This is a genomic window from Bacillus sp. FSL W8-0223, assembly GCF_038006805.1.
Lineage (GTDB): Bacteria > Bacillota > Bacilli > Bacillales > DSM-4216 > Bacillus_O > Bacillus_O smithii.
Genome location: NZ_JBBOVX010000001.1, coordinates 2,505,742 through 2,521,019, shown reverse-complemented (window position 1 = coordinate 2,521,019; position 15,278 = coordinate 2,505,742). Strand labels below are relative to the sequence as shown.

Genomic DNA, 15,278 nt, shown 5'->3' with positions numbered 1-15,278 from the left:
AAGAAACGGAGCAAAGCAAAACATGAAATGGTCGGAAATCAGTATCCATACAACAAACGAAGCAATTGAACCTATTTCAAACATTTTGCACGAAGCTGGGGCAAGCGGTGTTGTGATTGAAGATCCTTATGAGTTGACGAAAGAAAGGGAAGATCAATTCGGGGAAATTTATCAACTAAATCCTGATGATTATCCTGAAGAAGGGGTTATTATTAAAGCCTATCTTCCCATTAACAGTTTCCTTGGCGAAACGGTAGAAGAGATCAAGCAAGCAATCAACAATCTTGTCTTATTCGACATTGATATCGGAGAAAATAAGGTTACGATCAGCGAAGTGCATGAAGAAGAATGGGCGACGGCTTGGAAAAAATATTACAATCCTGTCAAAGTATCCGAGAAATTCACGATTGTACCGACATGGGAGGAATACAAGCCCGTTTCGACCGATGAACTGATCATTGAATTAGATCCGGGAATGGCGTTTGGAACCGGCACCCATCCAACGACGGTTATGTGCTTGCAGGCGTTGGAGAAGATCATCAAACCGGGGGATAGAGTGATCGATGTCGGTACTGGTTCCGGGGTATTGAGCATCGGTGCTGCCTTATTGGGAGCCGAAAAAGTGATGGCCTTCGATTTAGATGAGGTGGCCGTTCGGGCCGCAAGGTTAAATACGAAATTAAATAAAGTCCAAGACGTCGTAACAGTGCAGCAAAATAATTTATTGGATGGGGTCTCCGAACAAGCTGACGTTGTCGTAGCCAACATATTGGCGGAAGTGATTGTAAGATTTGCGGAGGATGCTGCAAAGGTTGTCAAACCAGGGGGATATTTTATTACTTCCGGCATTATTCAGAAAAAACGTCAAGAAGTGATAGAGGTCCTTACAAACTGCGGATTTAAGATAGAAGAAACGATGTTGATGGAAGACTGGGTGGCGATCATCGCCAAACGAATGTAGAGATTGGATGGTGACAGCGTGCAGCGCTACTTTATTCACGAACCAATAAAGGATGATCAGTCATTTAGAATAAAAGGCGAAGATTTTCATCATTTGTCGCGGGTTATGAGAATGAAAACCGGAGACCATTTTTATGCTGTTTTTTCTGATCGCCAAAACCAAACGGCGTTGGCGGTTTTGGACGAAATTTCTAGCGACTGTGCCCGGGCCACGGTAGTAAAATGGATCCGTGATGAAAAGGAGTTGCCGATCCAAGTGACGGTGGCCAGCGGATTGCCAAAAGGAGATAAACTAGAGCTGATCATTCAAAAAGGAACGGAACTTGGAGCTTCTTCTTTTTTGCCTTTTATGGCAGAGCGCTCCATCGTAAAATGGGATGAAAAGAAGATGCACAAAAAAGTAGTCCGCTGGGAAAAAATTGCGAAAGAAGCGGCGGAACAATCTCAGCGAACCGTCATTCCGGAAATATACGAGCCCGTTTCGATTGAAAAGTTATGTGAAATGGCTGACCGCTATACTTGGAAATTATTTGCCTATGAAGAAGCGGCAAAAGAAGGAGAGCATCGGCAATTTTATGAAACGTTGAAAAATGTAAAGCAAAAAGACACCCTGTTGATCGCATTTGGGCCGGAAGGAGGCTTTTCCCAAGAAGAAGCTTCCTTATTGTCTGAAAAAGGGTTTATTCCGTGCGGCTTAGGGCCAAGAATATTACGGACGGAAACGGCTCCTCTTTATGCTTTATCCGCGATTTCCTATCATTTTGAATTAATGAGGTGATTTACATGCCGACAGTGGCATTCCATACATTAGGATGTAAAGTAAACCACTATGAAACAGAGGCCATTTGGCAGCTGTTTAAAGGTGCAGGCTATGAACGGGTTGATTTTGATTCTATTTCGGATATTTATGTGATTAATACTTGCACGGTGACCAATACAGGCGATAAAAAAAGCCGTCAAGTCATCCGGCGTGCTGTTCGAAAAAATCCTGACGCTGTTATTTGTGTCACGGGCTGCTATGCGCAAACATCGCCTGCGGAAGTTTTGGAAATTCCGGGAGTCGATATTGTCATCGGCACTCAAGATCGGACGAAAATTCTTGATTTTGTTGAGAAGTATCAAAAGGAACGGCAGCCAATCAACGCTGTCAAAAACATTATGAAAAACCGAGTGTTTGAAGAAATGGACGTTCCGGCCTTTACGGATCGCACAAGAGCTTCTTTAAAAATTCAAGAAGGCTGCAATAATTTTTGCACATTCTGCATTATTCCATGGGCTAGGGGACTTATGCGTTCACGCGATCCGAAAGAAGTCATTCGCCAAGCGCAACAGCTTGTCGATGCCGGCTACAAAGAAATTGTTCTTACCGGAATTCATACAGGCGGATATGGGACTGATATGAAAGATTACAATCTGGCTATGCTATTAAGAGACATAGAAGAACAAGTTCATGGGCTGAAGCGCCTGCGTATTTCTTCTATTGAAGCGAGCCAGCTCACGGATGAAGTAATTGATGTAATCGACCGCTCCAACATCGTCGTTCGTCACTTACATATTCCGTTGCAATCGGGTTCTAACACTGTGTTGAAAAGAATGCGCCGCAAATATACGATGGAGTTTTTTGCGGAACGGTTAAATCGACTGCGCGAAGCGCTTCCGGGATTAGCTGTCACGTCCGATGTGATTGTGGGCTTTCCGGGAGAAACAGAAGAAGAATTTATGGAAACCTATAACTTTGTAAAAGAACATAAATTCGCAGAGCTCCACGTATTCCCGTATTCTAAAAGAACGGGAACACCGGCAGCCAGAATGGAAAATCAAATTGACGAAGAAGTCAAAAATGAACGGGTTCACCGTCTCATTACGCTTTCCGATCAATTGGCAAAAGAGTACGCTTCTCAGTTCGAAGGGGAAGTGCTGGAAGTGATACCGGAAGAACGTTATAAAGAAGACCCAGAAAGCGGGCTGTACGAAGGATATACCGATAATTACTTAAAGGTAGTGTTCCCTGCTTCAGAAGACATGGTAGGAAAGCTTGTCAAAGTGAAGATTACAAAAGCCGGCTATCCATACAACGAAGCACAGTTTGTCCGCGTCCTTGATGACGATGTTCCCGCTGGAAAAGCTGCGCGTTTAGCGTAAAAGAAAGGAGAATGCACTAGAGGCATTCTCTTTTGCTTTTATACAAGTTCCGTCGTATCCTGCCTTTGTTATACATGGATCGTCTCATTGTTCTGTTCTTTTTTGGGACGCGACAAGAAACTGTGCAAAAGCATGCCGATAACGACAAAACTGATTCTCAGCCAAGACAGGGGAGAAGGAAGAGGAGCGGATAATACGATCATTTCACCGATTATGGCGAACAACACTTCCGATGACTGGGTTGCTTCCACAGCGCACAATTTTTGCATGTTTCCTTTTACCATATCAGTAGCCGCAAAAAACATAACGGTTGCGATCACTCCGGAAAATATAGCCACCCAACCAGTTTGAATGATCTGTCCGAGGCTGGGGGGTCCGATCACAGCTGCTCCGTACAACGAAAGGACGATCCAAAAAGGAAGGCTCGCGATCGTCATGCCAAGTACACGTTGATAAGCGTCTAAGCGATGAGAAACGGCCGCCATCATTTTCCGATTCCCGAGCGGATAAGCAAAGGAAGCCAACATAACGGGGAAGATGCACAGCACAGCGTCGGCAGCTGAAATTCGAGCAGCGTGTTCGAATTGTATAAAAGCCACCCCTAACAGAATGAAGCTAGACATGGCCAGACCACGGGTGGGAATGTGTCCTCGCAGCTTGAGGGGGCCTCGTGCGGTTTGGACGGTTTCGTAAAAAAACGGTGCAAGAAGTGAACCCGAAATGATGGTTATTTGCCAAGTAGCGGCAATCAGCCAACCAGGACCATAGGCAGCGGCAAAACACAAAGGCGCATAAAATAGGCCAAAGCCAACCGTACTCCATAACAGCCATTCATAAGGCTTTTTTTTCATTTCTTGCCAAAGAGTTTTAAGACCCTTGCGGAAAGCAACGATCACCATCATGGGAGGAACCATAAAAAAATAGCGCAAAGAAGCGCTCCATATCCAGCTTCCGCCTTCTAAATCCATCATCCGGTTGAATAGGAATGTAAACGCAAAAAAGAAAGCGGCTAAAACCCCTAACAGAATCGGACGCATACCCATCGTCCTCCTTTCGGAAAAGAGTGAATATTCTTACAAAATGTTTCGGTTTTATCCGCTGAAAAAACTTATGGTCTAAATTTGATCCATTTTGAACCATTTGGATAAATTGAACGCAACAAACTACTCGAAGATTATTTTACTCCGTGCAGTTTGTCTATGTAACCAATTTTTTAGAAAAAAGAGATTGGAATCATTCAATTCTGTTTCTCCAGCCATGGAATGGTGGCTGTAGAAACATTTTGTCTAAGGCATCCATTTCCTCATGAGGAGGTGTGAGTAAAATGTTTGTGGGAGAAATTCTTAGAATTCCCCGATGAGGGGGTTGGGAACGTAGGTTCGCAATCCCCCTCATCGGGGCCACCAAGCAAAGCGCGGTAGGATCCCAAGCAGGAAACATGAAAAAAGGACTCTCTCCCTGGTAAGATGATCATTGTTCACACCATCAAACAGGAGGAGAGAGTCCCATGAATATTCAACAACATCTTACCACAAATTCGTTGACATGGAAAGAGATCGAACTTGATTTGTTTCGAGCCTTGCAAAACGCCTTCACCGAGCTGTTTACGGCTCTGTTGGAGGACATCGACCGACAATTGGCGGAAACCCGGGACAAGCGCCGGTACCACTTGAAAGACAAACGACGCACCACGATTCAAACCTTGTTTGGCGAAGTTACCTTTGAGCGAAACTACTATTTAGACCGAGAACAAAACCGTTACACGTTTTTGCTTGATTCCTTTTTAGCGTTTGATGGATCGCAGTCAATCAGCCCTTGTCTAGAAGAAACGGCGATGGGATTGGCTGTGGAGTGCTCTTCCTATCGCAAAGCGGCTCATACGCTTGCCCAGATGGTCGGGTATCCGGTGATGAGCCATGAGACGATCCGCCAGTTGGTGCTCGAGGCTGAAGTTCCGCTGCACTGCCCGGTTGACCAGCGATATGGACGGGTGCTGTTTGTGGAGGCCGATGGACTGTTTGTCTCTCTCCAAGGGAAGGGAAAACGGGCCAAGGAAGACAAAATCCTGACCGTTCACGAAGGATGGAAGCGTAACGGCTCACGGATCGAATTCGTGAATCAGCGCCATTACGTCCATGAAGGCAAGGGGGAGGTGTGGGAAGGCTTCGAGGAATTTTTGATGAACGAATATGCCTATGATCCGTGTCGGGATCTTCTTGTCATCAACGGGGACGGCGCTCCATGGATTACCGCGTGCCGGGAGTATTTCAAAGGACGGGTCTGCTTCCAATTGGATCGATTCCACGTGGCGCGTGAGTTGCGCCAATGCCTCTCGGGCCATCCACGGTGGCAGGCGATTCGGCAAAAGCTGGCGAAGCAGGATGAAGAGAAGCTGCTTGTGGAACTGAACAGCGCCCTCGGCACGCTGGGGGACGAAGCGAAAGAACAACAGCTGGCTGCCTTGATCCACCGGATCGAATCGATGCCGGGATGCATCCGTGATTACCGGGAATGGCTGAAGGAGCAAGGAGTGGACACAACGGGCATGTATCCGATGGGGAGGGCTGAAAGCGTGATGAGCCAGCTGGCGTATCGGGTGAAATACCGCCGCAGTTGGACAGACAAGGGACTCAGGGCGTTTTTCAAGGCAATGATTGCCCGGATGGATGGGATTCGTCTTTTCGGACATCGTTTAGGAGAAGAATCGTCGCATCCGGCGGAGGAAACGGCATCTACCAAACAGACGATCGTGAACAAGGCGAAACAACGCATCCGCCGTCTTCTTCCAGAGGTAACGCGGAATAACGTGCCATATTTACAGCAATCGTCCGGGACTCCGATCTATCATGCCCTGTCTGAATTCAAGGGATGGTAAAAAAAGGTATACATATTCGTCTGTCATGGCAAGGGATGAGAGTCCGAAAGCGCTTACGGATGAAATTCAAAAAAATGGTTCGCTAACCTATGACTTACATCTATTTTCAGCGAACCAAAAAAATTCCCACAAAGTCTTGACTGACTCCATGAGGAGAGAATTGTTGACCTAAAGACAAGCATATATTATAATGTCATAGTACATGTTATGGTCATAAACCAATATGTAATCGTACTGTGTTCGGAGGGAGGGGAAGAGAGATGTCAAAAACGATTGTTCGCAAAAATGAATCGCTTGAAGATGCTCTTCGTCGTTTTAAACGTCAAGTATCTAAAACAGGTACTTTACAAGAGTACAGAAAACGCGAATTTTATGAAAAGCCAAGCGTAAGACGCAAGAAAAAGTCTGAAGCGGCCAGAAAACGCAAGTATTAAGAGAGGGTGTAGTCATTGAGTCTTCTCGAACGTTTAAATCACGACATGAAACAAGCGATGAAGAATAGGGAAAAAGAAAAGCTTTCTGTCATTCGCATGCTGAAAGCTGCTCTTCAAAACGAAGCGATCAAGCTTGGAAAAAGTGAGTTGGCAGAAGACGAAGAGTTGACAGTCCTTTCTCGCGAAGTAAAACAACGGAAAGACTCCCTCCAAGAATTTCAGAATGCAGGTCGTGAAGATCTTGTTGAGAAAATTCAAACTGAACTGACTTACGTGAGTGAATATATGCCTAAACCATTAACAGAAGATGAACTTGAGCAAATTGTTACGGAAACAATTGCTGAAGTGAATGCTTCTTCAAAAGCTGATTTGGGAAAAGTAATGAGCGCCATAATGCCAAAAGTAAAGGGGAAGGCAGATGGCTCTCTTGTCAATAAGCTAGTTCAGAAACATTTATCGTAAATAAAAAAGAAAGGCGAAGACGATCGCCTCTCTTTTTTTGTGGGCGAATTTTGAGCGTTTAACCTCCTTTTTCTGATCCATTTTCATATATAAATGAAAAATCATTCGAAACTTTTTTCGGTATTAGGCGTAAATAAGATAACGGGAATGGTGGAGGTGTAAGCGATCGCGAGAATATCATTTTTATTCGTACTTTGTTTACTGTTGCTGCCTGTAGAAGTGTGTGCCAATCAATCGGAATCCACTCTTCAACAAGGGAAATCGTTTACCGGAGAGAAGAGTGTTTTGGTGTTTGAAAAGGAGAAGGGAATGACGAATGAAGTTCATGAAAGCTTTGCAGTGAAGTGGAGCCGTATTCTGACCCATCCAGCCATGGTGACCATTTTATTGAGCATTGCCAGTTTGGCATTCGTCATGGAACTTTTTACTCCTAGATTTGGAATTGTCGGAATTATAGGTATATTGGCTCTTGCGTTTTTTTTCTGGGCACATATTACTGCTGGTACGGCCGGGTATGAAGCCGTTGCATTCTTTTTAGTGGGTGTTGTTCTTTTAACCGCTGAATTATTTTTACCGGGCGGAATAGCCGGAATATTAGGGCTTTCCGCCATGATCGTAAGCATTTTGACGGTTGGAGATAATCGATTATGGATGGGGATTTCACTGTTGATCGCCATCGGGGTTGCCGTGACGGGGATGATCGTCATGAGAAGAGTGTTTCACCAAAAAATGAAGCTTTTTCAAAGGATGGTCCTGACCGATTCCACAGATTCAGAAAAAGGCTATGTTTCCCATGTGAATCGATATGATTTGATCGGAAAAACAGGTGTTTCGGTTACTCCTCTTCGTCCATCCGGGACTATTCTGATAGATGAGGAACGAATCGATGCGATTACGGAAGGAAATTATATTGCGAAAGATAAAAAAATTCAGGTAGTAAAAGTGGAAGGCGTTCGTATTATTGTAAGAGAAGTAAAACAATAAAAGGCAGGAGGAATAGGAATGGATCCAGGAATGATGTTTGTTCTTATCCTGATTGTGATTGGACTTATTTTATTAGCCATACTTTTGACCATTGTTCCGGTTATGCTTTGGATTTCGGCATTGGCGGCCGGAGTCAGAGTCAGCATTTTCACATTGATTGGGATGAGGCTTAGAAGGGTGATTCCAAGCCGTGTCATCAATCCGTTAATTAAAGCGTCGAAAGCCGGCTTACACGTAACAACCAACCAGTTGGAAAGCCATTATTTAGCAGGCGGGAATGTCGATCGTGTCGTCAACGCTTTGATCGCAGCGCACCGGGCGAATATCGAACTTTCCTTCGAACGCGCCGCTGCGATTGATCTTGCCGGCCGTGACGTCTTGCAGGCAGTGCAAATGAGCGTCAATCCAAAAGTCATTGAAACTCCTTTTATTGCTGGTGTAGCGATGAACGGGATAGAAGTCAAAGCGAAAGCTCGAATTACGGTAAGAGCCAATATTGACCGCCTTGTCGGGGGAGCGGGGGAAGAAACGGTTATTGCCCGTGTCGGGGAAGGAATTGTTTCGACGATCGGTTCAGCTGATGACCATAAAAAAATATTAGAAAACCCGGATATGATTTCGCAGACAGTACTTGCGAAGGGGCTTGATTCTGGAACTGCATTTGAAATTCTTTCGATCGATATTGCCGATGTGGACGTTGGAAAAAATATAGGGGCCGAACTGCAAACAGAACAGGCGGAAGCAGATAAACAAATTGCTCAGGCTAAAGCGGAGGAACGTCGCGCCATTGCTGTGGCGACCGAACAAGAAATGAAAGCTAAAGTTCAAGAAATGAGAGCGAAAGTTGTAGAGGCAGAAGCAGAAGTGCCGTTGGCCACTGCGGAGGCTCTTAGAAAAGGAAATCTAGGCGTTTTGGATTATTTCAATCTTCGTAATATCGTAGCTGATACAGGGATGAGAGAATCAATCGGCAAACTGACTGGGGATTCAAAAGAGAATGATACACGAAAAGCGTAGAAGATGAAAGGAGAATCGCGATGGAAACCATGATCGGACTTTTGATTATCATTGTCGGAAGCTATCTATATAACATGTTCATGAGAAAAGCGAAACCCCAGCAAAAACGTTCCATCAATCGAATTAAAAAGGAAAGAACGGCGGAAAAAACGCATCCTTTGTCGGCAAAGGCTGCGAAGGATCTTGAACCGAATTTCATTCGACATTCAAAACGAAATGAACGAGAAGATCATCAAGCCCGGGCAGCGTTTGAAATCAAAGAGGCTGCGGAAGAACAGTCTGCCATGACCATTCAAGAAAAGGAATTGGTTAAGGGGATCATTTTAGCTGAAGTTCTTGGTCCTCCAAGAGCGAAAAGGAATTATTTTTCCTAGGCGGGAAAGATCAAAAGAAGTGCTGAAACTTCCTTTTATTTCATACATATGAAATGAGAGGAGGTTCTTTTTTTATGGCAAAAAAGTGGCGGCAGCAAGTAAAAAGCTGGTTTGCTAAAACACTTGACCTACCTGAAGATGTCATGATGGACCTTCCAAGAATTACGATGATCGGACAAATCCATATATACGTGGAAAACCATCGGGGGTTGCTATCTTTTTCTGATAAAGAAGTTAGGCTGTTGCTGAAACAAGGACAGTTATTAATAAAAGGAAGTTCGTTTGTCATTAAAACCATTTTGCCGGAAGAAATTTTGCTGGAAGGTAGAGTGGATCAAGTTTTGTATTTGGAACAGTAGGGGGATAGTGATGAAAAACCAGTGGACGATGTTTTTGAAAGGAAAAGTATTGGTCAAAGCGGAAGGCCAAGGGACGGAACGATTCCTTAATCATTTGATAAGATCCAACCTTTCTGTCTGGAATGCCAAAAAAACCGGGACGAAATCGGTGATATTCTATATTCAATTGGAGGATCTTTCTGAATTTCGTAAAATTGCCCGTCATTTCGAAGGAAAAATCACGTTTCTCGAAGGAAGCGGCGGTCCGTTTATAGGAAAGAAGCTTATGAAAAACAGCGGCTTGTTGGCGGGGGTGCTCTCGTTTCTCATTATATTGGTGGTGCTTTCCAATATGGTATGGGGGATCGAAATAACGGGCGCCAGTCCGGAAATGGAACATGCCATTCGGAAAGAATTAAAAAGCATGGGCATTCAAAAAGGAAAACTGCAATTTTTCATAGATGACGTCGATTCGATTCAACGCCAGTTAACAAGTCGGGTGGAAGGAATTACATGGGTTGGTGTACATTTAAACGGGACAACCTATCATTTTCAAGTAGTCGAAAAAACCGAGCCAAAGGAAAAAAAGACAACAGGACCGCAAAATTTAGTAGCGAAAAAGAAAGCTGTCATTGTTAAAATGTTTGTTGAGAAAGGACAGCCTGTAGTGAAGCGAAATCAGTTTGTTCAAAAAGGGCAATTGCTTGTTTCCGGTTGGGTTGGCAACGAAGAACATCTAAAAAGCGTGGCTTCCAAGGGAAAGGTTTGGGGAGAAACGTGGTACAAATCATCCGTTGAACTGCCGCTTGAGACGACGTTTCAAGTTTTTACCGGCAAGGAAAATAGAAGCTATTTTTTGAAAATAGGAAAGTTTTCTATTCCTGTCTGGGGATGGTGGAAGAAGGAAACATTTAAATTGACGGCCTTGGAAGAAAGCAGCCATCCTATCAAGTTTTTCCGTTGGGAACTTCCAGTTGAATGGGGCCAGTCGATCAAACGTGAATATAAAATCGTGGAACGCCGATATACGGTGAATCAGGCGGTTCAAGAGGCGAATCAATTAGCAAGAAAGGATTTGAGAAAGCATCTTCAGTCGGATGCACAAATTACGGGCGAAAAAATTTTGCATCGAAGAATAGAGAATGGTAAAGTTAGGATAACAGTATATTTCCAAGTGATTGAAGATATTGCAAAAGGACAACCAATCATTCAAGGAGATAAAGCGAATGACAGAAAAAACCAAAAATCTGGAAATCATCCTGGAAGATCCGAATGAGGCAGTAGCTTTGTTCGGCATATCAGACAGCAATTTAAAAACGCTGGAAGAAGAATTTCAAGTTTCTCTCATTACAAGAGGTGAAACGATTCTTATTTCAGGGAAAGAACAAGAAGTCGAGATTGTACACAACATTTTAAAACAGCTGTTGAATGTGATGAGGAAAGGGATCCACATCAGCCAAAGAGATGTTGTGTACGCTGTACAAATGGCGAAACAAGGGACAATCGATTACTTCGATGGATTGTATGACAAAGAAATTGCGAAAAATGCGAAAGGAAAATCCATTCGCGTCAAGACAATTGGCCAGCAGCATTATGTTTCAGCCATTCGACAACATGACCTTGTATTTGGGATAGGACCTGCGGGAACGGGGAAAACGTTTTTAGCGGTCGTGATGGCGGTGCATGCACTCAAAAATGGATTCGTAAAACGCATCATTTTAACAAGACCTGCCGTTGAAGCAGGGGAAAGCCTAGGATTCTTGCCCGGGGATTTAAAAGAAAAAGTAGATCCCTATCTGCGGCCTCTCTACGATGCGCTTCATGATGTATTAGGCGTTGAACATACGCAGCGCTTGATTGAGAGAGGAACGATTGAAATTGCTCCGCTTGCCTATATGCGGGGCCGAACATTGGATGATGCTTTTATTATATTGGATGAGGCTCAAAATACCACTCGTGCCCAAATGAAAATGTTTTTGACCCGGCTTGGATTCGGATCGAAAATGGTCATCACTGGCGACAGAACTCAGATAGATCTCCCGAAAGGGGTCCATTCCGGACTTATTAGCGCTGAACATATTTTGCGGGATGTACCGGGGATTGGTTTTATATACTTAGAACAAACGGATGTTGTAAGGCATCCATTAGTTTCTAAAATTATTGAGGCCTATGATCGTTTCGATGAATAAGTCCGGTGGCGACACCCGGGCTTATTCTTTATCCAAGTTCCGTCTGTTAACGTTTCCTTGCTTCAGATGAATGACGGTTTTTTAAAAATTCATTGATACAAAGCTATCATCGCTTTCATTGTTGGATTCTACTGATATCAGGTGGGTAGTGGATGGACGTGTCGGATATCGCCGTTTAAAGGAGTCATCACACGATGTCCGTAAAAGATCCTGATGCTTGATCGGGGGATATGTACGATGATTGTACAAAAGTGGATAACCCGTATACGCTCTGCTGTCAGCTATTCGATGTTGGCTGCGCTCATGTATACACTCCTCACAATTATTTTGTTTGTCGTCCTTTATATGAATGTAAAACCCGAAACGTATGATGTAGAATTGTTTTCCGTTGCGGATAAAACAATCCGTTCACCGAAAACGATCGTTGATAAAGAAAAAACGGAAGAGGAACGAAAAAAGGCAGCTGAAGAAGTGGAAGATGCCTATGTCTATAATCAAGATACTGCTCTCAATCGGGTTTCTCTCGTGAATTCCATATTTGATTTTATACAAGAAGTAAAAAAAGAAAGTCAAAAGGAAGAACGGGCGCCATTAGCCGAACTGAAAGATAAACTGACGAAAAATGTGACAGAAGATGTGACGAAATCGATTAGCGATGATGTTTTTTTAACGTTGTTGTCCGCCGATCAAGAAGAACTAGAAAAAACACGGAATGCGATTGTGGACAATGTGGAGTTTACGTTGCAGCAGCGGATTCGCAAGGAACATTTGACTGATTTTCAAAACCAAGTCGAACAAGCGATTGAAAAAAATCCATTGGCCCCAGATTTAAAACGGGCTGCGGTTGAAATTGGACGTTATGCCATCGTGCCAACTGAAGAGTATGACAGCCGGTTGACCTCCGAGCGGAAAGAACAGGCCCAAGAAGAAGTGGAACCGGTAAGGATTTTACAAGGACAAGTCATCGTCCAAGAAGGTCACTTAATTGACAGGGACATTTATCGGCAATTAAAACTGCTGGGTCTTATCAATCACCAACGTTCTTATAAACCTGTTTTTGGACTCCTTATTTTTGTTTTGGTTGTCGTTTTTTTGCTCATTTATTCTTTTCATACCGCTTCTTTGCCTTCAGAAAAGAAAAAGAGCTATCTGCTTTTAGTGGGCATGATTTTTACTTTTTCTTTTTTGTTAATGAAAATCATTGCCTGGATTGGAAATAACGACTATGCTCAGTTGAGCTTCCTGTATCCGGGAGCGCTTTCTTCCATGCTCATTACCATTTTAATCAATGAGCGGACAGCAGCAATCGTCGCCATTCTTTTGGCGGCTTGCGGGAGCATTATGTTTCATAATGGAACGAGTGAAACCATTCATGTCGAAATGGCTATTTATCTATTATTCAGCGGTTTAACGGGAAGTTTGTTTTTATTGAAGCATCGCCGCCGCTTGAATATTTTACAGGCGGGAGTTTATGTGTCCATTGTCAATGTGCTCGTCATCTTATTTTTGAAATTAATCGGCAATGGATCGTATTCTGGAAAGGAATATTTGTTTTTTGCCTTGTTTGCTTTTATATCCGGGATAGCGTCTGCCGTGCTGACGCTAGGCTTATTGCCGATGATTGAAAGTGGATTTGGCGTTTTGTCGACGATGAAGCTGATTGAACTATCGAATCCGAACCATCCTTTATTGAAAAAGATTTTAATGGAAACGCCGGGTACTTACCACCATAGCATCATGGTGGCCAACCTTTCAGAAGCGGCATGTGAAGCGATAGGGGCGAATGGCTTGCTTGCAAGGGTGGGATGTTATTACCATGATATCGGCAAAACAAAAAGACCAAAATTTTTTATTGAAAACCAAATGGATCATGAAAATCCCCATCAACATCTGTCTCCTGAGGTCAGTAAACAAATGATCATCGATCATGTGGTGGACGGAGCGGCTATGCTGCGAAAAGAAAAGCTGCCGAAGGAAATTGTGGATTTTGCCGAGCAGCATCATGGGACCACTTTGGTAAAATATTTTTATTATAAAGCGATTGAAAAAAACCACGAAGTGAATGAAGAAGATTTTCGATATCCGGGTCCTAAGCCGCAGACAAAAGAAATTGCCATCGTCAGCATTGCCGATAGTGTGGAAGCGGCTGTCCGATCGATGAAACAGCCAACTGTTGAACAAATAAAAAGCCTCGTCCATAATATTATTCAAGACCGTTTGCGGGACGGGCAGTTTAGTGAATGTGATATTACTTTAAAAGAACTGGAAATTGTCAAACAAACGATTTGTGATGCATTAAATGGTATTTTTCACTCGCGGATCGAATATCCGGAAATGAAAAAACAGACGGAGGAAGCAACATGAGTTTAATGATTGATTTAATCGATGAAACGAATGAATTAAAGCAAGAAGATTTGGAATTAGTGGAGCAACTGCTGCAATTTGCGTCTGAAAAAGAAGGGATTCAGGAGGAAAGCGAAGTGTCTGTAACCTTTGTCGATAATCAGCGCATCCAAGAAATTAACAGGGATTATCGCCATAAAGATCAACCGACAGATGTGATTTCCTTTGCTCTTGAAGAGACTGACGAGGAGGAAGTGGAAATCATTGGTGAAGATATGCCTAGAGTTTTAGGGGATATTATTATCTCTGTTCCTAAAGCACGTGAACAGGCTCATGATTATGGCCATTCTTTTCAGCGTGAACTCGGATTTTTAGCGGTGCATGGATTTCTTCATCTTCTCGGATATGACCACATGACAGAGGAAGAAGAAAAAATCATGTTTTCACGGCAAAGGGAAATTTTAAATGAATATGGACTCAAAAGATAAAGATCGGAACGTTTTCAGCGTCCATCGATTAAAACGGTCCTTTTCGTTCGCTTTTGGCGGAATAGGTACGGCATGGAAAGAAGCGAACTTTAAAATTCACGTTATGGCGGCATTCTTAACTACGGCGGCCGGTCTCGCTTTTCAACTCTCAAAATGGGAGTGGATGATCCTCTTACTTTTATTCGCAGGAATGTTCGCGCTGGAAATGGTGAATACCGCCATAGAAAAAATAGTGGATTTAGCGACACAAGACTACCATCCGCTGGCAAAAGAGGCAAAAGATTTAGCGGCGGGGGCGGTGCTCGTCTACGCTATTTTTGCTGTTGTGATCGGCATGATCATCTTTTTACCGAAATGGTTTCGACTTTTTGTATGAATGGAAGAGTCGCCCTAAAGGCGGCTCTTTTTCAAATCATGCGATTTGTGGGGAGTTCAGAGGAAGCGAAACGGAATTTCCATGAAATACGACGCATTTGGTTGAAAATGATGGTTATGGGGAGAAAACACCAAGTTTTAACTTACCCAATTTGAAATCATGCCATTTGTCGGTTAAAATGAGAGCGTAAGCCAATGAAAAACAGCCTTGTGGAATTAAATGGTTTTTTGAATCAACGAGGCAATAATGACGAATTTTTCTGAAATTTTCACTTCTCTCTCTCCATATGGAGAAAA

At 43.4% G+C, this 15,278-nt stretch carries 16 protein-coding genes; 15 read left to right on the top strand and 1 reads right to left on the bottom strand.

All coding sequences use genetic code 11. From position 1 onward, the window contains the following. Nucleotides 1-22 precede the first annotated feature (22 nt). The 3 genes from prmA to mtaB are packed head-to-tail and all read left to right on the top strand — an operon-like array spanning nt 23 to nt 3,102. On the top strand, nt 23-961 hold the full coding sequence (gene prmA / locus NST81_RS12245) for a 50S ribosomal protein L11 methyltransferase (RefSeq protein WP_341029997.1): 939 nt from the start codon (nt 23-25) through the stop codon (nt 959-961). An 18-nt stretch (nt 962-979) separates the two neighbouring features. Then, complete coding sequence (locus NST81_RS12240; protein ID WP_341029996.1) at nt 980-1,738, top strand: 16S rRNA (uracil(1498)-N(3))-methyltransferase; 759 nt, start codon at nt 980-982, stop codon at nt 1,736-1,738. A 5-nt stretch (nt 1,739-1,743) separates the two neighbouring features. Continuing rightward, entirely contained in the window at nt 1,744-3,102 is a 1,359-nt protein-coding gene (mtaB, locus tag NST81_RS12235) for a tRNA (N(6)-L-threonylcarbamoyladenosine(37)-C(2))-methylthiotransferase MtaB (protein WP_003355410.1), read from the top strand. Nucleotides 3,103-3,170: 68 nt separating this feature from the next. Here the strand turns inward: mtaB and NST81_RS12230 are convergent, their stop codons facing one another. Beyond that, entirely contained in the window at nt 3,171-4,139 is a 969-nt protein-coding gene (locus NST81_RS12230) for a DMT family transporter (RefSeq protein WP_341029994.1), read from the bottom strand. Between the two features lie 470 nt (nt 4,140-4,609). Here NST81_RS12230 and NST81_RS12225 point away from each other — a divergent pair, with 470 nt between their 5' ends. From NST81_RS12225 to NST81_RS12170, 12 genes are all read left to right on the top strand, one after another. After that, nucleotides 4,610-5,977, top strand: a complete 1,368-nt coding sequence (locus NST81_RS12225) for an ISLre2 family transposase (protein ID WP_003355652.1) — start codon at nt 4,610-4,612, stop codon at nt 5,975-5,977. Between the two features lie 260 nt (nt 5,978-6,237). Then, nucleotides 6,238-6,411: a 30S ribosomal protein S21 gene (gene rpsU / locus NST81_RS12220; protein WP_003355405.1), complete on the top strand. Its 174-nt coding sequence runs from the start codon at nt 6,238-6,240 to the stop codon at nt 6,409-6,411. A gap of 15 nt (nt 6,412-6,426) precedes the next feature. Then, the gene (locus NST81_RS12215) at nt 6,427-6,873 is read left to right on the top strand and encodes a GatB/YqeY domain-containing protein (protein ID WP_003355404.1); all 447 of its coding nucleotides are present in this window, start codon (nt 6,427-6,429) and stop codon (nt 6,871-6,873) included. A 309-nt stretch (nt 6,874-7,182) separates the two neighbouring features. Then, nucleotides 7,183-7,857 (top strand): NfeD family protein, encoded by a 675-nt coding sequence (locus NST81_RS12210; RefSeq protein WP_003355403.1) that lies wholly within the window; start codon nt 7,183-7,185, stop codon nt 7,855-7,857. A gap of 18 nt (nt 7,858-7,875) precedes the next feature. Beyond that, nucleotides 7,876-8,874 (top strand): flotillin-like protein FloA, encoded by a 999-nt coding sequence (gene floA / locus NST81_RS12205; protein WP_048623713.1) that lies wholly within the window; start codon nt 7,876-7,878, stop codon nt 8,872-8,874. A 20-nt stretch (nt 8,875-8,894) separates the two neighbouring features. Next, nucleotides 8,895-9,248, top strand: a complete 354-nt coding sequence (locus NST81_RS12200; RefSeq protein ID WP_048623712.1) for a hypothetical protein — start codon at nt 8,895-8,897, stop codon at nt 9,246-9,248. A gap of 74 nt (nt 9,249-9,322) precedes the next feature. Beyond that, nucleotides 9,323-9,607, top strand: coding sequence for a sporulation protein YqfC (gene yqfC / locus NST81_RS12195; RefSeq protein WP_340402387.1), 285 nt, complete (start codon nt 9,323-9,325; stop codon nt 9,605-9,607). A gap of 10 nt (nt 9,608-9,617) precedes the next feature. Further along, nucleotides 9,618-10,862: a sporulation protein YqfD gene (yqfD, locus tag NST81_RS12190; protein WP_341029991.1), complete on the top strand. Its 1,245-nt coding sequence runs from the start codon at nt 9,618-9,620 to the stop codon at nt 10,860-10,862. Then, nucleotides 10,813-11,775 carry a PhoH family protein gene (locus tag NST81_RS12185; protein WP_003355397.1) on the top strand — a complete coding sequence of 321 codons (963 nt, stop codon included), beginning with the start codon at nt 10,813-10,815 and terminating at the stop codon, nt 11,773-11,775. The genes yqfD and NST81_RS12185 overlap by 50 nt, the downstream gene beginning before the upstream one ends. Before the next feature lie 237 nt (nt 11,776-12,012). Continuing rightward, nucleotides 12,013-14,139 (top strand): HD family phosphohydrolase, encoded by a 2,127-nt coding sequence (locus NST81_RS12180; protein WP_048623710.1) that lies wholly within the window; start codon nt 12,013-12,015, stop codon nt 14,137-14,139. After that, nucleotides 14,136-14,606 (top strand): rRNA maturation RNase YbeY, encoded by a 471-nt coding sequence (gene ybeY / locus NST81_RS12175; protein WP_341029990.1) that lies wholly within the window; start codon nt 14,136-14,138, stop codon nt 14,604-14,606. Before NST81_RS12180 ends, ybeY begins: the two co-directional genes overlap by 4 nt. Further along, nucleotides 14,584-14,982 carry a diacylglycerol kinase family protein gene (locus NST81_RS12170; protein ID WP_327796962.1) on the top strand — a complete coding sequence of 133 codons (399 nt, stop codon included), beginning with the start codon at nt 14,584-14,586 and terminating at the stop codon, nt 14,980-14,982. The genes ybeY and NST81_RS12170 overlap by 23 nt, the downstream gene beginning before the upstream one ends. Nucleotides 14,983-15,278 lie beyond the last annotated feature (296 nt).